The following is a 22026-nucleotide window of genomic DNA, read 5'->3' on the forward strand; positions in this document are numbered from 1 at the left end:
CCCACTCTATATAGTCAGGTCTTGTTCTTCCTTCATTTTCAATCCGATAGCAAACACTTCCCCCACAATCAGCGCACAAAGTCCCAATACCAGCATAGTGGTATTTATGACTCCTGAAATATCCAGACTGTATCCATGGAGTGAGAAAACTTCATCCACCCCATACACCGTAAGATAAGCTGTGAGAAGTGCACAGCAGAAGCTGATTATCAAAGCAAATCCCAAACGACGCAAACGACGGACATTCCTCCAATTAAAGATATCGGACTTATTGATGGAGATTATCAGCCGGATAAACAGCACAATAGCCCAGATATATACTCCCATTTGCACAAAAGCCAGCCCTTTTGCAGTAATCATTTCCCAAATAGCAGGATGAGTATCCACACTGATTATCATAGAAGCATAAGTGGCAGGCACATACTCTCCACTCTTTTCGTTGTAGACAGAATCCTGAAAAATGTCGCTGCCGCTCGTAGAAAAGTTCTCCGGCATCAAGCTGATGTATTTCATATTCCAAAGTTCCTTTTGCGCCGAAAGAGAAGGGCCCTTTTCCGCAACCGATTCCGCACCAAGTTTAGCCCCGATAAAGAAGCCATAACCCATCTCCAGTACCGAATAGCTCAGTACGAGTATTACTATTAAGCAAAGGATGTTCAATCGTCTCTTCATACTTCAGTTATTGTAGTGTTTTTAATATCAGATATTTTATAGTCATTCAGTTTTTTCAAGGAAAGGAAAAATAATAAAGTGAATATCACCAAGTAGATAATCAATTCTGTACTCCCTACCAAGTCCGGCAGTTCTTCTGCTTCAGGATATTTCAGATTCAGATATACGGCCAGACTGTTATTCAGAATATGAAGCAGAATACCCGGAATAAGACTCCTCGTTTTATAAAAAAGCCAAGCAAGAAAGAAACCGAGGAAGCATGCATTCACTATTTGTGCAGGATTCAGATGAAAGATTCCGAAAAGCAAACCGGAGATCAGAATTGCTTTTGCAGGAGAATACTTCTCGAGCAGCACTCTGGTAATGGCACCACGAAACAACAGTTCCTCCAATATCGGGCCCAGCAGAGCTATGCAGAGAATCCCCAGCCAACCGGATTGAAGCAAATTAAATGTATCGCTCATCCAATCGGGCAGAAATGCAAGTTGAGAAACCAAAGTACCTACCAGGAAAACTAAAGACAGCCCACCAAGTGCGCTCCACGTCAGAAAAGAGAATGATACCGGAAAGTACAGATGCTTGTCGCCCGACAGATAATTCTTCCACCATAGATATAGTGTCATAAATACAAAACCCAGCAGCATGGCAGGTGCCATCGAAATCTCTTTTGCCTTATCCATATCCATTGCACCAGATACACTATAAGTATATAGCAAGCTAAAAACTCCTGCAACCAATCCACCAGCCAACTGCATCAGAAAGTAAACCAATATCAACTTTATTGCTGTTTTCATCGTTCCGCTTTTCTTAAAAGTCTGCAAAGATACACATTTATCTCACAAATTGTCAAGCGGCAGCAAATGCTCCTACCAACAATCCCATCACCATAGAGAGTGATAAAACCAATAGCGTAATGCTCATTAATGCTTTTCTCATAACCTTAACCTTTTTAGTGAATATCATTTTATTTGTTTGCTCTATCTTCGTTTTTCGATAAGTATTTATCGTTTTTCGATATGCAAAGAAAAAACGTTTTTTTGTAATAACCAAGAAAAACAGAAAATATTTATCGAAAAACAATAAAAAAGATACGTTTTACGATAAACAAGAATGTCCGGACTCTCACAAGCCCGGACATTCATCATTTGTTTAACAATCTATTACCCTATCAAAACACGCACTATTTCGTAACTACACGTATATTGTCGAAACAAACATTCAGCAACATGGGGTCACCGGCCCAGTTCATATCCATCAAACGGATCGTTGTGATGCCCGATTCTACAATGTCTTTGTACGTCTTTCCCGAGTAGATACCGAACTTTCCAAATGGAAGTACAGCCCTATACCACTGATTCAAAGGAGTATTTCCTTCTATATCTGCAAGAACCGGTTCCATGGGCTTGTTCGTACCCCAATCGAAGTTCTCCCATACAGATTCACCGGCATTGGCAGTCTGCAACTGGTAGTGGATCATTGCAGAACCGGTAAACGGAGCATTAATATTGTAACATTCCATCGCCAGGTAAACCTGATCGGCAGGTGTATTGGCAGGAATCAAGTCATAACTTGGTAAAGTAAACGGTGTTCCTTCTGCATTAGCCTGCCAGTAGATCATGGTTCCCCACCAGTTCCAGCCATTATCCTGTACATTCATCAAAGCAAACTTACCATCCGATACGTAAGGCGGATTCGTACCATCGGCCTCCTGATAGGTAGCATTGGGATCCCATTTCATATCTACACCACGGTTATCGAAGTCAACCAACAGACGCTCATATTCATAGAACTTCATTTCAGTCTCACCACCCGGAGTTATTACCGTTAACGTCGAAGTAGCAGCAGCCGGTTTATCTCCCATCGTAAAGGTTATCGCATCTTCACTCTCGGCTACGGTGAGCTGGTCTCCCGGAATAGTGATGTCACCATACTTCACAGCTTCTACCTGGATGAAGTTCGTACCGCGCAATGTAACGGCAGCACCCGGTATAGGCATGTCAGTAGAAATACCTGTCAATACCGGACGCGGCGGCAATGTTGCATATTCGGCAGCCGCAACACCGGCTTCACATTCTACCACTACCGAACCTGTCTCATAAGTTATCGCCGGCAAAGTGAATGTCATGACGGATTCCGTAACATAGGTCTTCGTCTGATTATCCAGATAACGGTTCTGCGTCAGGCTATAACCTGTTATTTCAACCTGATTTCCACCGATCTCAGTCATATCTTTCATGGCTGAAATCTCATCGAGTGTACGGTCGGTCATATACACCCGGGTAATATCGAGCAGATTCTTGCCATATAGTTTCAGTTCATCCCCCGGTTCACGCGGATATACACCTGCAATGCGCTGGGCAGTCGGCTTCGGACTAAGCACTTTAAAAGAATAGGTAGCAATACCTCCGGGAGTCTCTACACGGATTTCGGCCTTCAGCTCTGCATTCCAGGGAGTCAGCATAAAGCCATCTTCTTCGGTCGGGATGGTGAGCATTATGCTATGATCCGTATTCATCGTCGGGTTAAAATAGATGCTCTGGTCATTGATATAGACGTGATGCGCATTTTGCAGGTTCCGTCCGATAATAGCAATCAATTGTCCGGGAGAGGTCTTCACAAAGGTACTATCCGCTTTCTCCGGATCGGGTACGCGAACTGCCGTGATTTCAGGCATTCCACCCCCATTTTCGTCATCATTGCACGATGTAAGGTTGAACTGCAATGCTACTATCAGCAACATCAGCCAACTTAGTCTTATATAGAATTTATTGCTTGACATAAAATAAAAGTTTTATCAGTTAAACGAATCTCAATTTTCATCACCGAAGTCATAAGGTTGAGGTGCTTCACTCAAGTAAGGATTCTGCAAAACATCTGCTTCCGGATAAGGCACGAAAACATTGCTGCCATCTATCTTGATACGATCTACGTCATTCTCCGGCATGAGCACCTCAAGATCAAATACATATCCCTCTTCCTTAGTCTGTACTACATTACCGTCGGCATCACGAAGAGCATCGCTCCAATAGATATTTCCATCGGCATCTGTCCAGCCGAAGGTATATCTGAACTTGCCGTCGTCGTTGATCTCAACGTTTCCTTCAGTAAAGAAAAGATTGCGATGCTGTTCATGATTAAAATAATTCAGCATATATTCCGGTTTCCAGCGATACCAGGTTACCATGTCAAACCAATTGCAATACTCCATGCAGAACTCTACACGACGTTCGCGAATAATATCCTCAAATGTAATCTTGGCCTTGGGCTGCAATCCTGCACGGCTACGGATTGCGTTGAAACTTGCCAGCCCGCGTCCGCCTGTCAATTCAGCACTGTTACCCAAAGCAGCTTCTGCATGAGTCAGATAAACATCGGCCAGACGGATGATATATGTATTGAGAGGCGAAGCCATCTGTGCCAGCTGTCCGTCCACATCTTCCTTACTGCCTACTACACCTTTCTTCAGTTGTATCAGCTTCTTGTTGTAAGTATAGCCGCCGGAAGCCGATTTAATATAGTCATAGTGACTGTTTTCAACAAAGAATGTAGCCTTCAGACGTTTCTTATCCTGCGGTTCCATATTATACAGTTCGACCATATCTACAGACGTTCCCAAGCTACCACCCCAACAATTCACATCGCAAACGTCGGAGAAGGAAATATCGGACAGCAATGCATTGCATTCGCCCCAGCCACCGGTAAGCGGTGAAGCCCACTTCATAGCCAGCAATGATTCGGAATTGTCATTAAACTGATATTTGAACAAGTCTTCATAGTCGATGAGTTCCGATCCGCTGTGGTCTATGATATCTTCACAAATACTGATACATTCCACCAGGTCACTTTCGTTTCGGGTGCCACCGTTGTTCCAGCCCGAACGTGCCAGAAGAGCCTTTGCCAAAAGAGCTTTAGCCGCATAACTGGATGCACGCCCATTACTTCCCTTTTCGGGAAGCAGAGTAGCAGCTTTGCGGAAATCACGGATAACAAACTTCAGTACATCTTCTTCCGGATTGAGCGGACGAATAGGAGTAAGCACCACTTCATCATTGTTTTCGAAGAGGATAGTTGCCCCCCAAATACGCACCATATAGAAATAAGCAGCGCCACGCATCAGGTAGGCTTCTCCCATTACCTGATTCTTCACACTTTCTGTGACGGCTTCACTCGCATTCTGGCTCACATCATGCAGGATGGAGTTCGACATCGTTACTACCGTAAAAAGAGAAGACCACGCCTGCACTACCTCACCGGTGAGCGCAGTAGTCTGGAAACGGGCAAACTCCGCATTGGCATAAGGATTCCATGCATCATTGGCACGATAGCTACCAAGCCCCATCATGGCACGGCGGTTAAAGTTGAACCAGGCACGGTTATAAAGCGGTTCACAAGCCTTCAACACCGCTTTGTCCGATGAATAATAACTTTCACCCGTATAATTACTGCCGGGATATTTCTCCAAAAAACTATCAGAACAACTACCGGTCAGCAGTGCAATGGCCATAAGACCTATAGCTGATATTTTATTTATCTTTTTCATATTCCAAAGTCTGTTTAATAGTTAAAAGTTCAGTTTAAGACCTACGTTATAGATGCGCTGTGAGGGATAACGGCCATTATCCAAACCCATCAGGGTTACATTCTGCCCCTGGGCACCTACTTCCGGATCATATCCGTCATAAGAAGTGATAGTGAAAAGGTTCTGTGCATTGACATACACTTGCATCCAATCTACATTGATCTTCTGAAGCCATCTCTTGGGAAGGTTATAAGCCAGCGAGAGGCTCTTCAAGCGGATGTACGAACCGTCTTCCACAAAGCGGGAACTGACACGGTTGTTATCATTGTTGCTTTGTCCGGCAGCAGATACGCGCTGTACTGTCGCTGTATTAGGATTCGTCACACGTACATTGGATATTACCTTCTCACCGTCCGGGTCAATCAACTCTATACGGGCATAGTTAGCCACTTCTTTCATTTTATTACCCCAGCCCAACGGATCGGTATGCGACTGGCGCAATACATTATACACATCATTACCCACACTGCCATTGAAGAACATGGACAGTTCAAAATCCCGGTAAGTAATCACATTATTGAAACCGAAAGTAAACGTAGGATTCGGGTTACCGATATACTTACGGTCTTTCTCGGTAATTTTGCCATCACCATCCACATCTTCAAAGATATAATCACCGACCCAGATACTATTCTCAGCTATAGGATAAAGCGTTCCATCCGAATTGGCCGGACGGGCTACGGGGATACGTGCACCTGTCTGGTCCAACAAAAATTCACCGGCAGCATTACGCTGGTAGAAGTCAGCCTCTTCCTTGAACATACCGATTACGTTGTAACCGAAGAACTGTCCGACAGGCTTGCCGATCTCAGACTGCGTATAGATATTATCACCGATACGGCCCAGGATTTTTGAGTCGGAAGAGTAAAGTTTGGTCAACTCGTTTTTATTGAACGAAAGAGTCAGGCCAGTACGCCAAGTTAAATCTTTATTGCTGATATTTACCGTATTCAGTGTAAACTCAATACCCTTATTGCGCATAGAACCTGCATTCACCCAAGGGGCAGACATGCCCACTCCTTCCGAGTCGATGACATAAGCAGGAAGACTGGCAAGCATCAACAAGTTATCCGTATTCTTATAATAAGCATCTACAATAAATTCCAGACGATTGTCGAACATGGACAGATCCAAACCGAGATTATAAGCTTCTGTTTGTTCCCACTTCAAATCCGGATTACTATAATTGCCCGGATAGTAACCGGTACCCCAGGCCGTAGTAGAGTTCTTCATGGTGGTTCCGTAAGCATAGGTTCCGGCATTCTGATTACCTACAATACCCCAACCCAAACGAAGCTTCAAGTTGTTAATTGCTTTTATACCTTTCATGAACGATTCATTATTGATGCGCCATGCCAATGCGGCAGAAGGGAATGTACCCCATCGGTTATTCGGGCCCAGATTGGATGAACCGTCCGAACGAAGAGTACCGGTCAGCAAATAGCGATCATCGAAATTATAATTCAGACGTCCGTAATAAGACTCTATCGCCCAACCGTTACCTCCATTGCTGTTCTTGGCCGTAGTAGCGTCACCTACATCAAGGTTATGAATGGCATCGGAGATGTACCCTTTACGGCTACCCGAAAGGTTCTCCCAACTGCCTTCCTGCGCTTCGTGTCCTGCCATAATCTGGAATTTGTGCTTCCGGGCTACAGTAAAATCGTATGTAGCATAAGTCTTCAGCGACCAATTATCACTTTTGCTGCTGCCACGGTTGGATTCCGATTCTACTACTACCGTACCATACTGATATTCGGGACAGAAGTAATAGCTGTTGCCATAATTGAGACTTCCACCATACTCCAAACGCAGATTCAGTCCTTTTATAGGATTGATATTGGCATAGATATTATAGTAAAACTGTGAATTTGTATTATAATTCTCCTTCATTTGCGCTTCGAACAAAGGATTGGTATAATAAGTACCGAATTGGTCCTGTTCAACGAACCCATAAGAGCCGTCAGCATTGCGAGGAGATACGTCGGGGCGTTGGTCAAGGGCCACGCTGATAAGACCTGAACTATCCAGTGTCGTCACTTGCTTGGTGTGTGCATAAGAAGCATTTACACCGATTTTCAGCCAATTGGTAATTTCAGCATCAAAATTGGTTCTGAAAGAAACACGGTCGAAACCGGAACCTAAACCAATACCATCCTGATTAAGATAACCGCCGGACAGAGCATAGTTCACGCCCTTGTTTCCACCACTCACACCTATCTGGTGATTGTGCATGAAGGCTGTACGGAAAAGTTCTTCCTGCCAATCCGTACCGGCAGTCAGCAAAGAGGGGTCTTTGTAATCTTCGCGTACTCCCCAACCCATAATTTCAGCACGAGTATTGTAATAGTCTGCATAATCATAAAGATCCATCACCTTCAACTTGCCCGGTAGCTGCTGCCAACCAGCATATCCTTCGTAGCTCAATTTTGGCTTGCCTTCTTCTCCACGCTTGGTATTGATAAGAACCACACCATTCGATGCTCGTGAGCCATAAATAGCTGTGGCCGAAGCATCTTTCAAAACTTCCATTGAAACAATGTCCGATGGATTGATAGAGCTCAACACACTTGAATTATTGCCAGTTTGGCCCGAAATAGCCACCCCGTCAATGACATAAAGCGGTTCGTTGCCGTTCAGTGAGTTGATACCACGAATCTGCACCGAGATACCGCCACCGGGAGCACCCGAGTTCTGCATTACCTGTACACCGGCAATACGTCCCTGCATGGCCTGTTCGATAGAAGTATTCACACCTTGCTTGATTTGTTCTTCCGAAATGGAAGCTACGGAACCGGTCAAGTCGCTACGTTTCATCGTACCGTAACCCACTACTACTACTTGATCCAGCATTTGGGCATCTTCTGTCAGTTCCACATCCAGCCTGCCGCTTTTCCTGACAGTCACCGATTTGTTTTTATACCCTACATACGAGAATTCCAATTCCTGACCGGGATTGGCTGTCAGCGAGTAAGAACCATCTACACCGGTTACAACACCCTTTCCTGTGCCTTTTACCAATATCGAGACTCCTATTAATTCTTCTCCGGTGGAGGAACTGGTCACTACACCATTGATTTTTAGCTCTTGTGCCAATGCTGTAGTTGAACATAACAGCAATGTCACCAATAAGAAAGACATGCGCCTGCATATAGCAAAGGCATGCCGACTCTGAAATGTTGTGTAAATCATAGTCTTTTGCTTTTCATCATGAATTAAACTTAGGATAACTTAATTGTTTTTCACTTGCAAAAGTGTAGCTAAAAAAGTCCAAATCAAAAAAAAGCAAAGAAATAAATGGGGTGTGAATGTCGTAACATTATGCTACGTTTGATGTTTTGCCACCGGTTAACAAATCATCACTCTTTTATTAACAAACCAGCACAAAGAAAATACCTGAACTTCTCATTCATGTTCCCTGATATTCAAAGATTTAAGATATTCACGCGGAGACATTCCAAACTCTTCCCTGAAATACTTTGCAAATATCTTGGGAGAATTGAAGCCTACCTTATAAGATATTTCAGATACATACAGCTGGCTTTTGCCAAGCAACTGCATAGCGCGTTTCAACCGAAGCAGTCTGATAAATTCTATCGGCGTCTTTCCCGTAACAAAAAGAAGCTTCTTATAAAGACTGGTACGGTGCATTCCTAATTGAGAACTAAGCATATCTACCGAGAAACCGGAATTTTCCATATTCTCCTCCACTATACGGATGGCATCTGCTATCAGTTTCTCGTCCAACGGAGTAATGGTTATTTCAGAAGGATTGATTTCGATTTCCTTTTTGAATCGTTCGTGGGAATACAGGTTACGGTCGAGTAACTTCTGTATTCTATGCCGGAGAATGGAAAGGTTGAAAGGTTTTGTGATATAATCGTCCGCCCCCATCTCCAAGCCTTTCAGTTCATCTTCTTCCAGCACTTTGGCCGTAAGTAATATAATAGGTATATGTGAGGTTTCTATATTGTTCTTCACAGTCTTGCACAATACCAACCCGTCCATTTCGCTCATCATAACATCGCTGATAATAATATCCACCGAGTTGTTTTTCAGTATTTCCAGTGCTTCTTTACCATGATGCGCCTGAAGAATGCGATACTTGTCAGACAGCGTTTTGCTCATATAGGCAAGGAAATCCGGATTGTCTTCTACCAACAGCAAGAAAGCAGCATCACTTCTTTCGTTTTCATCCGTAGTGGTTTCTTCCTCCTGCAAGTCTTCTTTGGCCGCAGTCAGAGAAATGGCTTTTTTCTCATCCTTCAAGATAGGTAAGGTGAACAGGAAAACCGCTCCTTGAGGCTGATTGTCCATAACAGTTATCTTACCTTTATGCAGTTCTACAAACTCTTTCACTATATGCAGCCCGATGCCGCACCCCATCCCTATCGTATTCTGACCGGATGACTGATAGAAGCGTTCGAATATACGCTGTTTGTCGGCATCAGGTATTCCTCGCCCCGTATCCGCAACCTTCACTTGCAGTTCCGTATTCCAAACTTCTATCGAAACATGCACAGAGCCCTCGCTCGAAGTAAACTTAAATGCATTGGAAAGCAGGTTCATCATGATTTTTGTCACTTTATCCTTGTCAAAAGACATTTCCAGCTTCTCAACGGAAGAATGAAAGGACAACATCAAATGACTGTCATCGGCCAATACTGCAAATGAGGAGCAGACTTCTTTCATGAAAGAGATTATGTCGCCATAAGACAAGTTCAGAGTTCCGCCATATACTTCCAATTTACGGAAATCGAGCACCTGGTTCACCAGATTCAACAATCGCACTGCATTTCTGTGCACCGGTTCCAAGAACATCTTCATGCGATCATGATCTTCCGCATGGCTCAGATAATCTTCTAACGGAGTTATAATCAGAGAAAGCGGGGTACGAAAGTCATGGCTGATATTAGTGAAGAAACGCAACTTCATTTCGTTCATCTGGAATTGGCGTTCAGCCTCCATTTCCATCTGCTTCAAGCGCAGTTTATACTTCTGTTTGTTATACCAATAGTAGAAAAATATAGTGAGCAGAACTGCAAAGAGGATAGCATAACAGATATAAGCAATTGTAGACTTCCACATAGGAGGTCTGATAATGATCTCCAATTCAGCCAGGTTTCCGGACAGTTCTCCTGTTGTATCCTGCTCCCTGATGAATAGCTTGTAACTCTTGGGAGGCAGGTTGGCAAGCATCACAGTATAGTCGTTCACCGACATCCATTCAGTGCTCCAATTATCCAACCAATAATAATAATTCCGTTTGAAAGGCACACCGTAGTCCTGTGGATACAGTTCCAAAGAAATATTATTTTCATAATACTCCAAATCGAGTTTCCGAACATAAGTGATATTTTCATTCAGCAATATCCTGCCGTTATAGGGCTTACCTGCCATAACCGGAGAATCGTTCACCCTTAATGAAGTGAACTTTATCGGGCTATACTCCTGCTTCCTGCTCATCAACGATGATAAGATTACCGGATTTATCACCTGATAACCATTAGTACTCCCAAAAATCAATCTGCCGTCCGGCAATTTCTTCGCAGCACGGAAATTATAATAAACCGATTCGTGCGAGTTATCATTCTGATAATAATAGGTATGCAAAACATGTTTACCCGTCACACGATTTGTCCGTACTGTAATCTGCACTATTCCCTGATCGGAAGCCAGCCACATATCTCCCCGGTCATCTTCTACAAAGCTCTTGATATTGTAGTCTTTTAGTTGGGGCAATGTAATGATGGTATCATTCTTCAAATCAAAGATGTTGACTACGCCTTGGCGGCGATTGCAAAGCACCCATACCCAACCCCTGCTGTCGTAAGCCACAGCAGCCAAGTCTTCGTTCGAAAAGGATTGTGTACCTGCCCTATTTCCTAACAAAGTTTCTATTTGCTGTGTCCCGGTATCGAGTATGTGAAGTCCGTCTGTCGCAGCAATATATATCTTCTGTTCCTGCCCGCATACCATTTCCATCACCCACTCTCCTCCGAGGTATATCTTTTGTGCTTCACCGCTTTCCGGTTGAATCCGATGAAGTCCTTGCCCTAAAATTGCCACATAGATATATCCTTTGGCATCTTCTATTATACAATAAGGAGACAATCCTTCAAAGTAGCGCGTACGCTTCCCGTTTTCAATACAAATCAAACCGTGCCGATACACACCCACCCATTGCCTGCTTTTCGAGTCCATAAACATTGAAACTACAGCAGCCTCTTCAAGTCCTTCCAACTGTTCTTCAGTTCCCTTTTTACTATCCACGCAATAGGCTCCATTACCATCGGTACCAATCCAGAGTTTTCCTCCAGGATCCGTATAAAAACTTAAAATATCATCCGGGATATTACGATGAAGCAATGAAGCCAAGTGCTGCATGTAGTAATCCTGATATTGAGGATTATAAACAGACATCCCCTGTTTGGTATAAGTAATCCATAGATTACCCATATCATCACAATAGATTGCTCCCAAATGGTCATTGTATAAACCACCTTTATGAAACGGATCATAGCGCAATATCCGATTAAGCTTCCCGTCTGCATTGAACAGCCACAAACCGTCACCATTTGTACCTACGCAAACTGTTCCGTCCGGCTGTGACAAAATGCCCATGATATCCGATTTCAGCTTATCCGCACAGATATCCCAATGGTTTCCGGTCGCTATATAGCGCAACAAGATGTTGTTATGTCCCAACCATAAATTACCCCCGGTATCTTCATGCAAAACAATTTTTCCGGTAAATTGAAAAGGAAGTTTTGTCCGGGTATGACATGCAAAAGAGGCAATATCCAATGCATATAGACTATCGGCCGTGCAAAAGTAGGCTTCCTTCTGTCCAATCGTTAAAGACAATATCTTTCCGTCAGGTGCATTGAACGAGCGCAATCGGTTGTCGGGACGCTCGTAGCAATATAAGGTGCCATCCTTGTAAATCCAGAAACGGTATTGCCGGTCTATCAGCAAATCAAAATCATACCACACTCTAATTCCCCATGATTGCAGCAATGCCTCCACATCCTCTATCACTTCATTCGTTTTCGGATCATAAACCACCATCGAGCATAATACTGTCCTCAGCCAGAGTTTACCTTCTCCGTCACATTGCACACTCTCGGTATGTACATCGAGTGCTTGCAAATATGTTTCGAAAGAAGGGCGCCTACTCATCAATTCACCATAGTTTTTCAAGCCCGTCGAAGTAGCAAGCCATATCGTCCCGGAACGATCTTTGCAGATGCCGCTCACACTACTTCCACGAGTATCTATATGCTGAAAATAAGGCGTTGTGTCTGCCAAGAGAGGCAATCCCTGCAAACAGAAGCAGAGCATAAAAAAAACGGCAAAGGTGTTTTTCATTGCAATCATCATATTAATCAAATACAATGTTACCAAAAACTTTCCGCATGTGCAAAAAGGGGAAAAAGAAATATACCGCCCCAATATCTTCGTTTGTTGAAATATAGGGGGTAATTTGAAGATTGATATCATTCGATATCATCCCACCACTTTCTCTTTACGTTTTTTCAGTATTAAGTAAGTAGGTTATTGAGCAAGTATACTCTTTATCTCAGCTTCATCTTTATGGAGTTGAGATATCAACTCTTCTATACTGTCGAATTTCAATTCCGGGCGAGTGTGGCGAACAAAGGAAATGCGCATCGGCCGATTATATACATCGGCGTTGAAATGGAAGATATGAACCTCAATACTGCGGTCGGGACCATTGTCAAGCGTAGGGCGATAACCGATACTCAGCATACCACCGTACTTTTTCCCATCAAGAAACACATGAACAGCGTATACTCCATCCGCAGGAAGTAGTTTATCCGGGTCGCCTACACGAAGATTGGCAGTAGGGAAGCCGATTTTACGTCCCACATGATACCCGCTTACTACAGTACCATCCAGGAAGAAATCATATCCCAGGTATTCGGCTGCTTCGGACACATGGCCTTCATGCAAAAGGCGGCGGATGACGGAAGAACTGACTGTTACTTCGGCCTCGTTATCTTTCTTATAAGAGTACGCGCGCGCAAGAAGTACTTCCATACCCAGTTCCTGCCCGTAACGCACATAATCATCAAAGCCTTCACTGCGATTATGCCCGAAACGATGGTCATAACCTATCACCAGCGCTTGTATACGATACTGTTCTTTCAATACCGCCATAAATTGCCGGGCCGATAGGCGGGCTATCTCAGGAGTAAAATCAAGCATAATGCAATAGTCCACTTCCGTTTCGGCAAGCAGGGCAACCTTTTCATCGCAAGTAGTCAACAATTCCGGATGATAATCTGCCTGCATCACCTTGCGCGGATGCACAGGAAACGTGACAACCGACGAAGCAAGACCACGCATGGCAGCAGCTTCACGTACCTGTTCTATCAGATATCGGTGCCCCCGGTGTACTCCGTCGAAAAAGCCGATAGTTGCTACACTCGGACGATTATCTGAACAAATGGCTCCAATCTTCATGTGCTTCCGGCGTATAAGTAGAAATGCCCAATGTCTCTGCCGTACGACAATTGGCATCAGAATCATCAATGAAAAGGGTTTCCTGAGGAACAATGTCGGTTTCATCCAATACTCTCCGGAATATCTCGGCATCCGGTTTCGCCATTTTCATCTCATAAGAGAGGAAGATATGTTCAAAGTAGTCCTCTACACGAAAAGTCTTGTAAGGAAACGCATGTTGGCACGACCATTGCCAATGAAGTTCATTCGTATTGCTCAGCAGATAAACGACATAATCCTTGCGTAAATTCAGCAGCAAATCCAGTTTATACGTAGGGATATTTACCAAAAAGCTATTCCACGCCTCGTCTATCCGGGCATCCGTCACCGGCTTCCCAATCTTTTCACGAATCACGTCCCGAAACTCCGCTGTAGTAATCAGTCCTTTTTCATACTGCTGGAAGAAATCTTGCTGGTGATAGATATCCAATACGACCTCCGTATCCGGCATTCCCAATTTCTTAAAGTTGTCGAGGCAGCGCTGACGGTCCAGATCAATCAAAACTCCTCCAAAGTCAATAATAAGGTTCTTAATTCCTTTTCTTTCCATTTTCTATTTTTGTGTTAAACGTCGGATAAGACGGATTAGTTCACCTATCCACAACACCAAGGAGGTGGAAGCAACTATCGTTATCCAGGTTATGAAATCAAGGGGAACAGTACGGAACACCGCACCGCCAAATTGCACAATCAGTATTTGCCCGCCCAATATGGCAAGTATAATCAGCTCCATGCCATAGGACTTGGAGAGACCTTTAAATGCAGAATCCGAAGTTCCGAATACACGTGCATTGAAAAGATTCCAGAACTGCAACATAACGAAGAAGGTGAAGAAAATAGTCAAGCGACGCATCGTCATGCCGCCTTCTGCATTATTAAACAAGAAAAGCATGCCCATAAGCAGTACCAGGAAGGTGATACCCATACCCAAGATATAATACCTCATGGGTTTAGTGATGATGAAGTCGGTACTCTTACGCGGCTTTTCTTTCATTACACTTTCGCTGGGTGGAATGGAAGCCAATGCCAAAGCTGCAAAGGTATCCATAATCAGGTTGACCCACAACATCTGCGTCACAGTCAGAGGAAGCGTTGTACCGACCAGGGAACCCAGCAGGACAATGAATAGTGCAACAAAATTGATTGTCAACTGGAATACGATGAAGCGCTGTATATTCTTGTACAAAGAACGTCCCCACATTACAGCTGTACCGATACTGTTAAATGAGTCGTCCAGCAAAGTAATATCACTGGCCTCCTTGGCAACAGACGTTCCCGTTCCCATCGAAAGACCTACCTGCGCATGATTCAAGGCAGGAGCGTCATTCGTCCCGTCGCCCGTCACTGCTACCACTGCACCTTTCTGTTGCAGTAACTGTACCAGTCGTTGTTTGTCCGTGGGACGAGCACGCGACATAATCTTCAAATCCATCACGCGATCCAGTGCTTCTTCATCCGTCAATTCGGCAAATGCAGCACCCGTAATGCGGTTCTTTTCCGTATCTTCCGGCTTCCATAAGCCTATCTGACGAGCTATTTCGGTAGCTGTACCCGGCGTATCGCCCGTTACAATCTTGATGCCGATACCTGCCGACTGGCATTTAGCAACCGCTGCAGGCACATCCGGACGGATGGGATCACTGATCGCAACTACTCCCAAGAAGGATAAATCATTTCCGGCAACCAGTGACACGCAATCACCGGTTTCGGCCTCATCCACAATCTTGAATGCAAAGCCAAGCGTACGCATGGCCATATTCTGATAATTGAGCAACTGCGCTTCCACCGTAGAACGATATTCCACAGCATCCACTCGCTTGCTGTCCAAGAGTACATCTTTACATTTACCTAATACGATTTCGGGGGCACCCTTCACGTACAACACTTTCTTCCCCAGCAGAGGAGATTGCACCAGGGTAGCCATGAATTTCCGCTCTGTAGAGAAAGTCAGCTGGTCAATAACTTTGGCATCTTCACGCAGGCTCAGATAATCGCATCCCTGCCCGTTCAGCCACAAAAGCAAGGCAACCTCTGTCGGATTACCGACTCCCTTCGGTCTCTCGCCGGACACCTCCTCTTCCAGAAAAGCAGTGGAATTGGCACTAATGCCTTCCATCACCAACTTGCTGAGGTCATCTTCTCCCAATTCTCCGTTATTCTTCAATCCGTAGAAATTAGGTTCGTACACCTGCATCAGGTTTTGTGTCAACGTTCCGGTCTTATCGGTGCAGATAACCGTAATGGCTCCCATCGTCTCACAGGCATGCATCTTACGCACCAGATTATTGGTAGAAAGCATACGGCGCATGTTCAATGCCAGACTGAGCGTCACACTCATCGGCAACCCTTCGGGCACGGCAACCACAATCAAGGTGACAGCCATCATAAAATATTGCAGGGTAGCCTGTAAAGCCGGCAACCAGTCACGGAACGTATGGAACGAAGAGAAATCAAAAACCAGCACCACATCCTTTATAAAGAAGATAAGGAATGCCAGGCCTGCTACAGTGAAACCAATTTTCCCTATGAGATTGGCTAATTTGGTCAACTGGATATTCAGAGGGGTAGGCTCTGTATTCTGCTCGGTACTCTGGCGGGCCACTTTGCCTATTTCCGTAGCATCGCCTACGGCTTCTACACGCATGGTACCGTGTCCGTCCACCACCGTCGTACCGCGCAAGACACGATTGGAAGCATACGTTGCTTCTTCATCAAAATCAGCTTCTACGATAGTCTTGGTCACTACCGGCTCTCCCGTCAGGTTCGATTCATTCACCTGCAAGGAAATGGCTTCCAGCAGTACACCGTCAGCAGGCACTTCTTCGCCGGTTTCCAGCACCACGATGTCACCTACCACTACATCTTTACGGGGAATTTCCTGCACATGGCCATTGCGGATCACTTTTACCAAAGTTTCTTCGTTCACCGCATTCAGCAAGTCGAACTTCTTGCCGGCATCGTATTCAAAGAAGAAACCGATACCGGTAGCCAGCAGGATGGCAGCAATAATACCGATTGTTTCGGCATACTCATTCTCTACAATGGAAATAATCAAAGAAAACAATGCGGCAACCAGCAGTACTCTTACTACAGGGTCCTCAAACTTTTCCAGATACAACTTCCACAGAGAAGGGCGTTTGGGGGGTGTCAATAAATTTACACCATGCTCAGCGCGGCTCTTCCGCACTTGCTCGTCGGTCAGTCCGACATGAAAATAATCATCCTTTGTTGCAGTCATGCAAGTCTTTAGGTTTAATTTTGAATGACAAAAATACAACAATAATTCGGGATACCTAAGGTTATTAAATCTTTTTATAAATTTGTCTTTTTACTCTTTCTCCTTTACATTTTTTGGCCTGGTCTTAGGCTTCCACGGCAAAGTGAACCAGAAGGTAGAGCCATTGCCTTCTTCCGACTCCACACCGATTTCTCCACCCAGCTTATGAACAATGGTCTGGCAGATGGAAAGTCCCAATCCTGTACCCGTCTTTTCTTGTTCCAGTTTGACAAAACGTTCAAAGATATGGCCCAGTTTCTCTTTCGGTATGCCGCTCCCGGTATCTTTCACATAGAAATAAAGTCCTTCCTCGTACGGACGATAGCCCAAGGTTATGCTACCCGTAACAGTAAATTTCAAAGCATTGTTAATGAAATTGGAAACGACTTGAGCAAAACGGTTTCTGTCCGTATGCATTGTATATCCCATTTCGGGTGTTTCACGGATAATCCGGATATCACTTCCCAAATCAGACACCCTCATACGGAATTGCTGCTCCAAATCGGACATAACCTGATTCAGTTCCACATCCGAGAAGACAAACTCCAATGTGCCCGCCTCTATCTTTGAAAGATCCAGAATATCTGCTATCAGCTGTTGCAGCATCTCATTATTACTCTGCACAATCTCCAGGTACTGCATTTTTTCTTCTTCTGTCGAAGCAGAAGCCAGCAACTCGGAAAAGCCGACTATTGCATTCAGGGGAGTACGGATTTCATGGCTCATATTTGCCAGAAAAACAGATTTGGCCCGGTCGGCCCGCTCCGCCTTCTCGCGTGCCTGCTTCAGCTCTTTTTCCACCAGCTTCAGATGCGTGATGTCATGTACGGTAATCACCATGCAATCGCGCCCTTCTATTTCCATATATTCCCCGGAAATATGAGTATCACAAAGCACGGTTGCCTCTCCGGTACCTTTCACCTTCAAAGTAGCTTCCATATCCACAAAATTCTTTTGCTGCCGGAAAGCTTGTTCTATTGCATTCCGCACGGGGCAATCCCCACAAAGTTCATGAGTTCCGCATCCCCCAGCCGCAGACAAGGCGTTATAACAGCGCAAAAGGTCACCCACACGTTTGGGAGTGGCCGGTTTGTCTACTCCGGTTATATCGTAATAATTGGTGTAGAATACAGTAAAGTCACGGTCTATCAACAAAACATACGCATGAAGGTTTCGCATGATTGCTTTAAATAGGTCATCTGTCATCTTCATATGAACAGTCGTTTTAAGTTTAAGTAGAAAAAAACAATTATTTTTGTTCAAAGATAAAACAAAAAAGAATAGTCAGCCGTTATATTTGAAGAATAAACTTAAAAAAGAGAAATATGGAAAAGTACATCTGCACTGTTTGTGATTACGTTTACGACCCGGAATTGGGCGATCCCGAAAATGGAATTGAGCCGGGAACGGCTTTTGAAGACCTTCCCGAAGATTGGGTATGCCCCTTGTGCGGAGTAGGTAAAGAAGAATTTGAGAAAGCGTCCTAAGACGCTTTCTTTTCTTTTATATCGCTACTGGCTTCCACTACGTTCACCACATAGTCACCCAGTTTCTCACACTCAGCAATGATATCCATATAGTAAACTCCCATCTGATAGTCATACTCCTTGTTGTTTACATCCAGGATATTCTGATTCTTCAGCTGGTTGCGGTAATTATTGATTTCATTCTCGATATTGAATGATTTGTTCACGTCTACACTCTGATGTTCCGAACGTTCCACCACAACAATCATCTGCGTCAAAGCATCATTTATCAGTTTCATCATGAAGTGGATATGCTCATATTGCTTCTCTGTAAAATCCTGATTGATCTGACGCTTGCGGTTGATAGTACGTGCCAGGTTGTAGCAACTGTCTCCAATGCTTTCTATCTCTGTCACTTCACGAAGCATGGCGCGTATCTGCAATTTACTTTCCGAGCTCAAGCGCCCTTCTGACACCTGGTTCAGGTAATTGGCAATTTCCAGCTCCATGCTGTCACTGATATTCTCATACTTCTCCACACGACTGAAAAGCTTGTTGAAATCATCATCTTTGTCCGTATGCAACAAGTCCTGCACCATACCGAACATGCGATGTGTACGTTCTGCAAACAGATGGATTTCCTTACGTGCCTCAAGGATGGAAAGCTCTGCCGTAGAAAGCAATCCCCTGGAAATAAAGCGCAAGCGATACTCTTCGTCCACATCCTTCAGCGGTAAAAGCACGCATACCGTACGTTCTATCCACTTCACAAACCAGATAAGCAGCAATACATTGAAGATATTGAAAGCCGTATGGAAAGCAGAAAGTTCAAAAGCCACCTGCGTACCCGGATCTGTCTGGTGCATAACGTCCGAAACAAACCAGACCACCGCTTTTGTGAACGGGTGGAAAAGACATAGCACCACCACTACACCGAAAACATTGAAAAGTAAATGCGCCAATGCCGCCCGGCGCGCCTGTGTATTTCCCGTCAGTGCGGCAAGGTTGGCAGTAATCGTTGTACCGATATTCTGCCCCATGGCAAGTGCGGCTCCCAGTTCAAAGCTGATCCATCCATTGGCACACATGATAAGGGTGATAGCCATTGTAGCTGCCGAAGCCTGAACAATCATAGTAATCACCGCTCCCACCAGTACAAAGATAATGATGGAGAAGAATCCCATATCCGTATAGTCTTGCACGAAGGCAAGCATCTCGGGATTCTTGCTCAAATCCGGTGAATATTGTTGCAGGTATGCAAGTCCCATGAAAAGGAAAGAAAAACCAAATATGAACTCACCGATAGACTTGCGGGAGCTTTTTTGAGAGAAGAGAAGGGGAACGCCGATTGCTAAAAGCGGAAGGGCAAAAGCAGCAACATCGACTTTGAACCCGAAGACTGAAATAATCCATGCCGTAACGGTGGTACCGACATTCGCACCCATGATTACACCAATGGACTGCGACAGCGTAAGAAGCCCCGCATTTACAAAGCTCACTACCATCACCGTAGTTGCAGAAGAGGACTGGATAAGGGCCGTTATCAAAATACCCGTCAGCACACCAGTCACCCGGTTTGTAGTCATTGCCGTCAATATGGTCCGCAACCGGTCACCGGCAAATTTTTGAAGTCCCTCACTCATAATTTTCATTCCATAAAGGAATAATGCCAACGAACCGAGCAGCTTTAAAAAATCATAAAAAGAATATTCCATCTTTAATTAATTAAAGGGTTTCTTTGTCGCATGTGTTATTATAGCCTATATTTAACGTGTCAACCAATTAAAATTGAGGCATCATGAAACACATGTTACAAATTTGTTGCAAAAATAATAATATTTATAAAGAATTCCCTATCGGAAGCTCACTTTTGGATATTTATTACGGTTTTAATCTAAATTTCCCCTATCAGGTGGTCAGTGCAAAGGTCAATAACCGCTCCGAAGGACTGAATTTCCGCGTATATAACAATAAAGACGTAGAATTTCTCGACATACGAGACTCCTCGGGCATGCGTACCTATGTCCGTTCATTATGTTTCATCCTTTACAAAGCTGTCAGCGAACTGTTTCCCGAAGGAAAGCTGTTTGTGGAGCACCCCGTATCCAAGGGCTATTTTTGCAATCTGCGCATCGGCCGTCCCATCGAATTGGAAGATGTAGCTGCCATCAAGAAACGGATGCAGGAGATTATCGCCGAAAATATCCCCTACCATCGCATCGAATGCCATACCACTGAAGCCGTACGCATCTTCAGTGAGCGAGGCATGAAAGATAAGGTGAAGCTGCTGGAAACTTCGGGTTCGCTCTATACCTATTATTATACGTTGGGCGATACCATCGACTACTATTATGGCAATCTGCTTCCCAGCACCGGCTTCATCTGGCTGTTCGACATCGTGAAATACTACGACGGTCTGCTGCTGCGCATCCCCAACAAGCAGAACCCGAATGTACTGGAAGAGGTGGTGAAGCAAGAGAAGATGCTCGACGTATTCAAGGAACATCTGCATTGGAACTATATCATGGGGTTAAGCAATGTAGGCGACTTCAACCTGGCCTGCGAAGAAGGACATGCCACCGACCTCATCAACGTGGCAGAAGCCCTGCAAGAAAAAAAGATTGCCCAGATTGCCGACGACATTTACCACCGCGGCGAAAACGGAAACCGGGTGAAGCTCGTACTCATCTCCGGTCCGTCTTCTTCCGGCAAGACCACGTTCAGCAAACGCCTGTCCATACAGTTGATGACCAACGGCTTGCATCCATATCCCATCTCCCTTGACAATTACTTTGTAGACCGCGAAGACACTCCCCGCGACGAAAACGGAGACTACGACTACGAGTCGCTCTACGCTCTCGACCTCGACCTCTTCAACACACAGTTACAAGCACTGCTGCGAGGTGAAGAAGTAGAACTTCCGCGCTACAACTTCAATCTTGGAAAGAAGGAATACAAGGGCGACAAGCTGCGCATCGACGAGCACATGATCATCATCCTGGAAGGCATCCATGCCTTGAACCCGGAACTCACTCCGCAAATTCCCGCCGAAAGCAAATATAAGATTTACGTATCTGCCCTGACGACTATTTCACTGGACGACCACAACTGGATTCCCACCACGGACAACCGTCTGCTGCGCCGTATCATCCGCGACTTCAACTACCGCGGCTACTCGGCACAAGAAACCATCTCGCGCTGGCCCAGCGTACGCGCCGGTGAAGACAAGTGGATTTTCCCTTATCAGGAGAATGCCGACGTCATGTTCAACTCCGCTTTACTGTTCGAGTTTGCCGTGCTGCGCTGTCACGCAGAGCCTATACTGACCAGTGTACCACGCAACTGCCCGGAATATGCCGAAGCGTATCGCCTGCTGAAATTCATAAAATATTTCACCCCCGTACAAGACAAAGAAATTCCTCCAACCTCTCTGTTAAGGGAATTTTTAGGCGGAAGTAGTTTCAAATATTAAAAAATAGAGACTTTGCAGTACCATCTATTAA

General features: G+C 44.7%; 13 protein-coding genes. 2 read left to right on the plus strand and 11 right to left on the minus strand.

Annotation, left to right across the window (positions count from 1 at the left end; translation table 11 throughout):
* Window positions 1–6: 6 nt before the first annotated feature.
* From AAE250_RS07530 to AAE250_RS07575, 10 genes are all read right to left on the minus strand, one after another.
* Entirely contained in the window at window positions 7–672 is a 666-nt protein-coding gene (locus AAE250_RS07530) for a DUF2975 domain-containing protein (RefSeq protein ID WP_342288814.1), read from the minus strand.
* A complete protein-coding gene (locus AAE250_RS07535; protein WP_342288815.1) occupies window positions 669–1466 on the minus strand; it encodes a CPBP family intramembrane glutamic endopeptidase in 798 nt (265 codons plus the stop codon). The genes AAE250_RS07530 and AAE250_RS07535 overlap by 4 nt, the downstream gene beginning before the upstream one ends.
* Window positions 1467–1852: 386 nt before the next feature.
* Entirely contained in the window at window positions 1853–3451 is a 1599-nt protein-coding gene (locus AAE250_RS07540) for a glycan-binding surface protein (protein WP_342288816.1), read from the minus strand.
* A 30-nt stretch (window positions 3452–3481) separates the two neighbouring features.
* Window positions 3482–5212 carry a RagB/SusD family nutrient uptake outer membrane protein gene (locus tag AAE250_RS07545; protein ID WP_342288817.1) on the minus strand — a complete coding sequence of 577 codons (1731 nt, stop codon included), beginning with the start codon at window positions 5210–5212 and terminating at the stop codon, window positions 3482–3484.
* Between the two features lie 21 nt (window positions 5213–5233).
* Window positions 5234–8443, minus strand: a complete 3210-nt coding sequence (locus tag AAE250_RS07550) for a SusC/RagA family TonB-linked outer membrane protein (protein ID WP_342288818.1) — start codon at window positions 8441–8443, stop codon at window positions 5234–5236.
* A gap of 213 nt (window positions 8444–8656) precedes the next feature.
* Window positions 8657–12622 carry an ATP-binding protein gene (locus tag AAE250_RS07555; RefSeq protein ID WP_342288819.1) on the minus strand — a complete coding sequence of 1322 codons (3966 nt, stop codon included), beginning with the start codon at window positions 12620–12622 and terminating at the stop codon, window positions 8657–8659.
* A 186-nt stretch (window positions 12623–12808) separates the two neighbouring features.
* Window positions 12809–13741, minus strand: a complete 933-nt coding sequence (locus AAE250_RS07560) for a bifunctional riboflavin kinase/FAD synthetase (RefSeq protein ID WP_342288820.1) — start codon at window positions 13739–13741, stop codon at window positions 12809–12811.
* On the minus strand, window positions 13713–14330 hold the full coding sequence (locus AAE250_RS07565) for an HAD family hydrolase (RefSeq protein ID WP_342288821.1): 618 nt from the start codon (window positions 14328–14330) through the stop codon (window positions 13713–13715). Before AAE250_RS07565 ends, AAE250_RS07560 begins: the two co-directional genes overlap by 29 nt.
* Before the next feature lie 3 nt (window positions 14331–14333).
* A complete protein-coding gene (locus AAE250_RS07570) occupies window positions 14334–17018 on the minus strand; it encodes a calcium-translocating P-type ATPase, PMCA-type (RefSeq protein WP_342288822.1) in 2685 nt (894 codons plus the stop codon).
* Between the two features lie 90 nt (window positions 17019–17108).
* Window positions 17109–18269, minus strand: coding sequence for an ATP-binding protein (locus tag AAE250_RS07575; RefSeq protein ID WP_342288823.1), 1161 nt, complete (start codon window positions 18267–18269; stop codon window positions 17109–17111).
* Window positions 18270–18382: 113 nt separating this feature from the next.
* Here AAE250_RS07575 and rd point away from each other — a divergent pair, with 113 nt between their 5' ends.
* Window positions 18383–18544, plus strand: a complete 162-nt coding sequence (rd, locus tag AAE250_RS07580) for a rubredoxin (RefSeq protein WP_342288824.1) — start codon at window positions 18383–18385, stop codon at window positions 18542–18544.
* Here rd and AAE250_RS07585 read toward each other — a convergent pair.
* A complete protein-coding gene (locus AAE250_RS07585; protein WP_342288825.1) occupies window positions 18541–20238 on the minus strand; it encodes a Na/Pi cotransporter family protein in 1698 nt (565 codons plus the stop codon). The genes rd and AAE250_RS07585 overlap by 4 nt on opposite strands.
* Before the next feature lie 83 nt (window positions 20239–20321).
* Here AAE250_RS07585 and AAE250_RS07590 point away from each other — a divergent pair, with 83 nt between their 5' ends.
* The gene (locus AAE250_RS07590; RefSeq protein ID WP_342288826.1) at window positions 20322–21995 is read left to right on the plus strand and encodes a nucleoside kinase; all 1674 of its coding nucleotides are present in this window, start codon (window positions 20322–20324) and stop codon (window positions 21993–21995) included.
* Window positions 21996–22026 lie beyond the last annotated feature (31 nt).

It is taken from the genome of Bacteroides sp. GD17 (assembly GCF_038448625.1).
Taxonomy (GTDB): Bacteria; Bacteroidota; Bacteroidia; order Bacteroidales; family Bacteroidaceae; genus Bacteroides.

What these genes read in the sequence shown, in the direction of transcription:
- AAE250_RS07575 (WP_342288823.1), bottom strand. Translation starts at nt 18,269, where the DNA reads ATGAAGATGACAGATGACCTATTTAAAGCAATCATGCGAAACCTTCAT.
- AAE250_RS07540 (WP_342288816.1), bottom strand. Translation starts at nt 3,451, where the DNA reads ATGTCAAGCAATAAATTCTATATAAGACTAAGTTGGCTGATGTTGCTG.
- rd (WP_342288824.1), top strand. Translation starts at nt 18,383, where the DNA reads ATGGAAAAGTACATCTGCACTGTTTGTGATTACGTTTACGACCCGGAA.
- AAE250_RS07570 (WP_342288822.1), bottom strand. Translation starts at nt 17,018, where the DNA reads ATGACTGCAACAAAGGATGATTATTTTCATGTCGGACTGACCGACGAG.
- AAE250_RS07560 (WP_342288820.1), bottom strand. Translation starts at nt 13,741, where the DNA reads ATGAAGATTGGAGCCATTTGTTCAGATAATCGTCCGAGTGTAGCAACT.
- AAE250_RS07550 (WP_342288818.1), bottom strand. Translation starts at nt 8,443, where the DNA reads ATGATTTACACAACATTTCAGAGTCGGCATGCCTTTGCTATATGCAGG.
- AAE250_RS07555 (WP_342288819.1), bottom strand. Translation starts at nt 12,622, where the DNA reads ATGAAAAACACCTTTGCCGTTTTTTTTATGCTCTGCTTCTGTTTGCAG.
- AAE250_RS07535 (WP_342288815.1), bottom strand. Translation starts at nt 1,466, where the DNA reads ATGAAAACAGCAATAAAGTTGATATTGGTTTACTTTCTGATGCAGTTG.
- AAE250_RS07590 (WP_342288826.1), top strand. Translation starts at nt 20,322, where the DNA reads ATGAAACACATGTTACAAATTTGTTGCAAAAATAATAATATTTATAAA.
- AAE250_RS07585 (WP_342288825.1), bottom strand. Translation starts at nt 20,238, where the DNA reads ATGGAATATTCTTTTTATGATTTTTTAAAGCTGCTCGGTTCGTTGGCA.
- AAE250_RS07545 (WP_342288817.1), bottom strand. Translation starts at nt 5,212, where the DNA reads ATGAAAAAGATAAATAAAATATCAGCTATAGGTCTTATGGCCATTGCA.
- AAE250_RS07530 (WP_342288814.1), bottom strand. Translation starts at nt 672, where the DNA reads ATGAAGAGACGATTGAACATCCTTTGCTTAATAGTAATACTCGTACTG.
- AAE250_RS07565 (WP_342288821.1), bottom strand. Translation starts at nt 14,330, where the DNA reads ATGGAAAGAAAAGGAATTAAGAACCTTATTATTGACTTTGGAGGAGTT.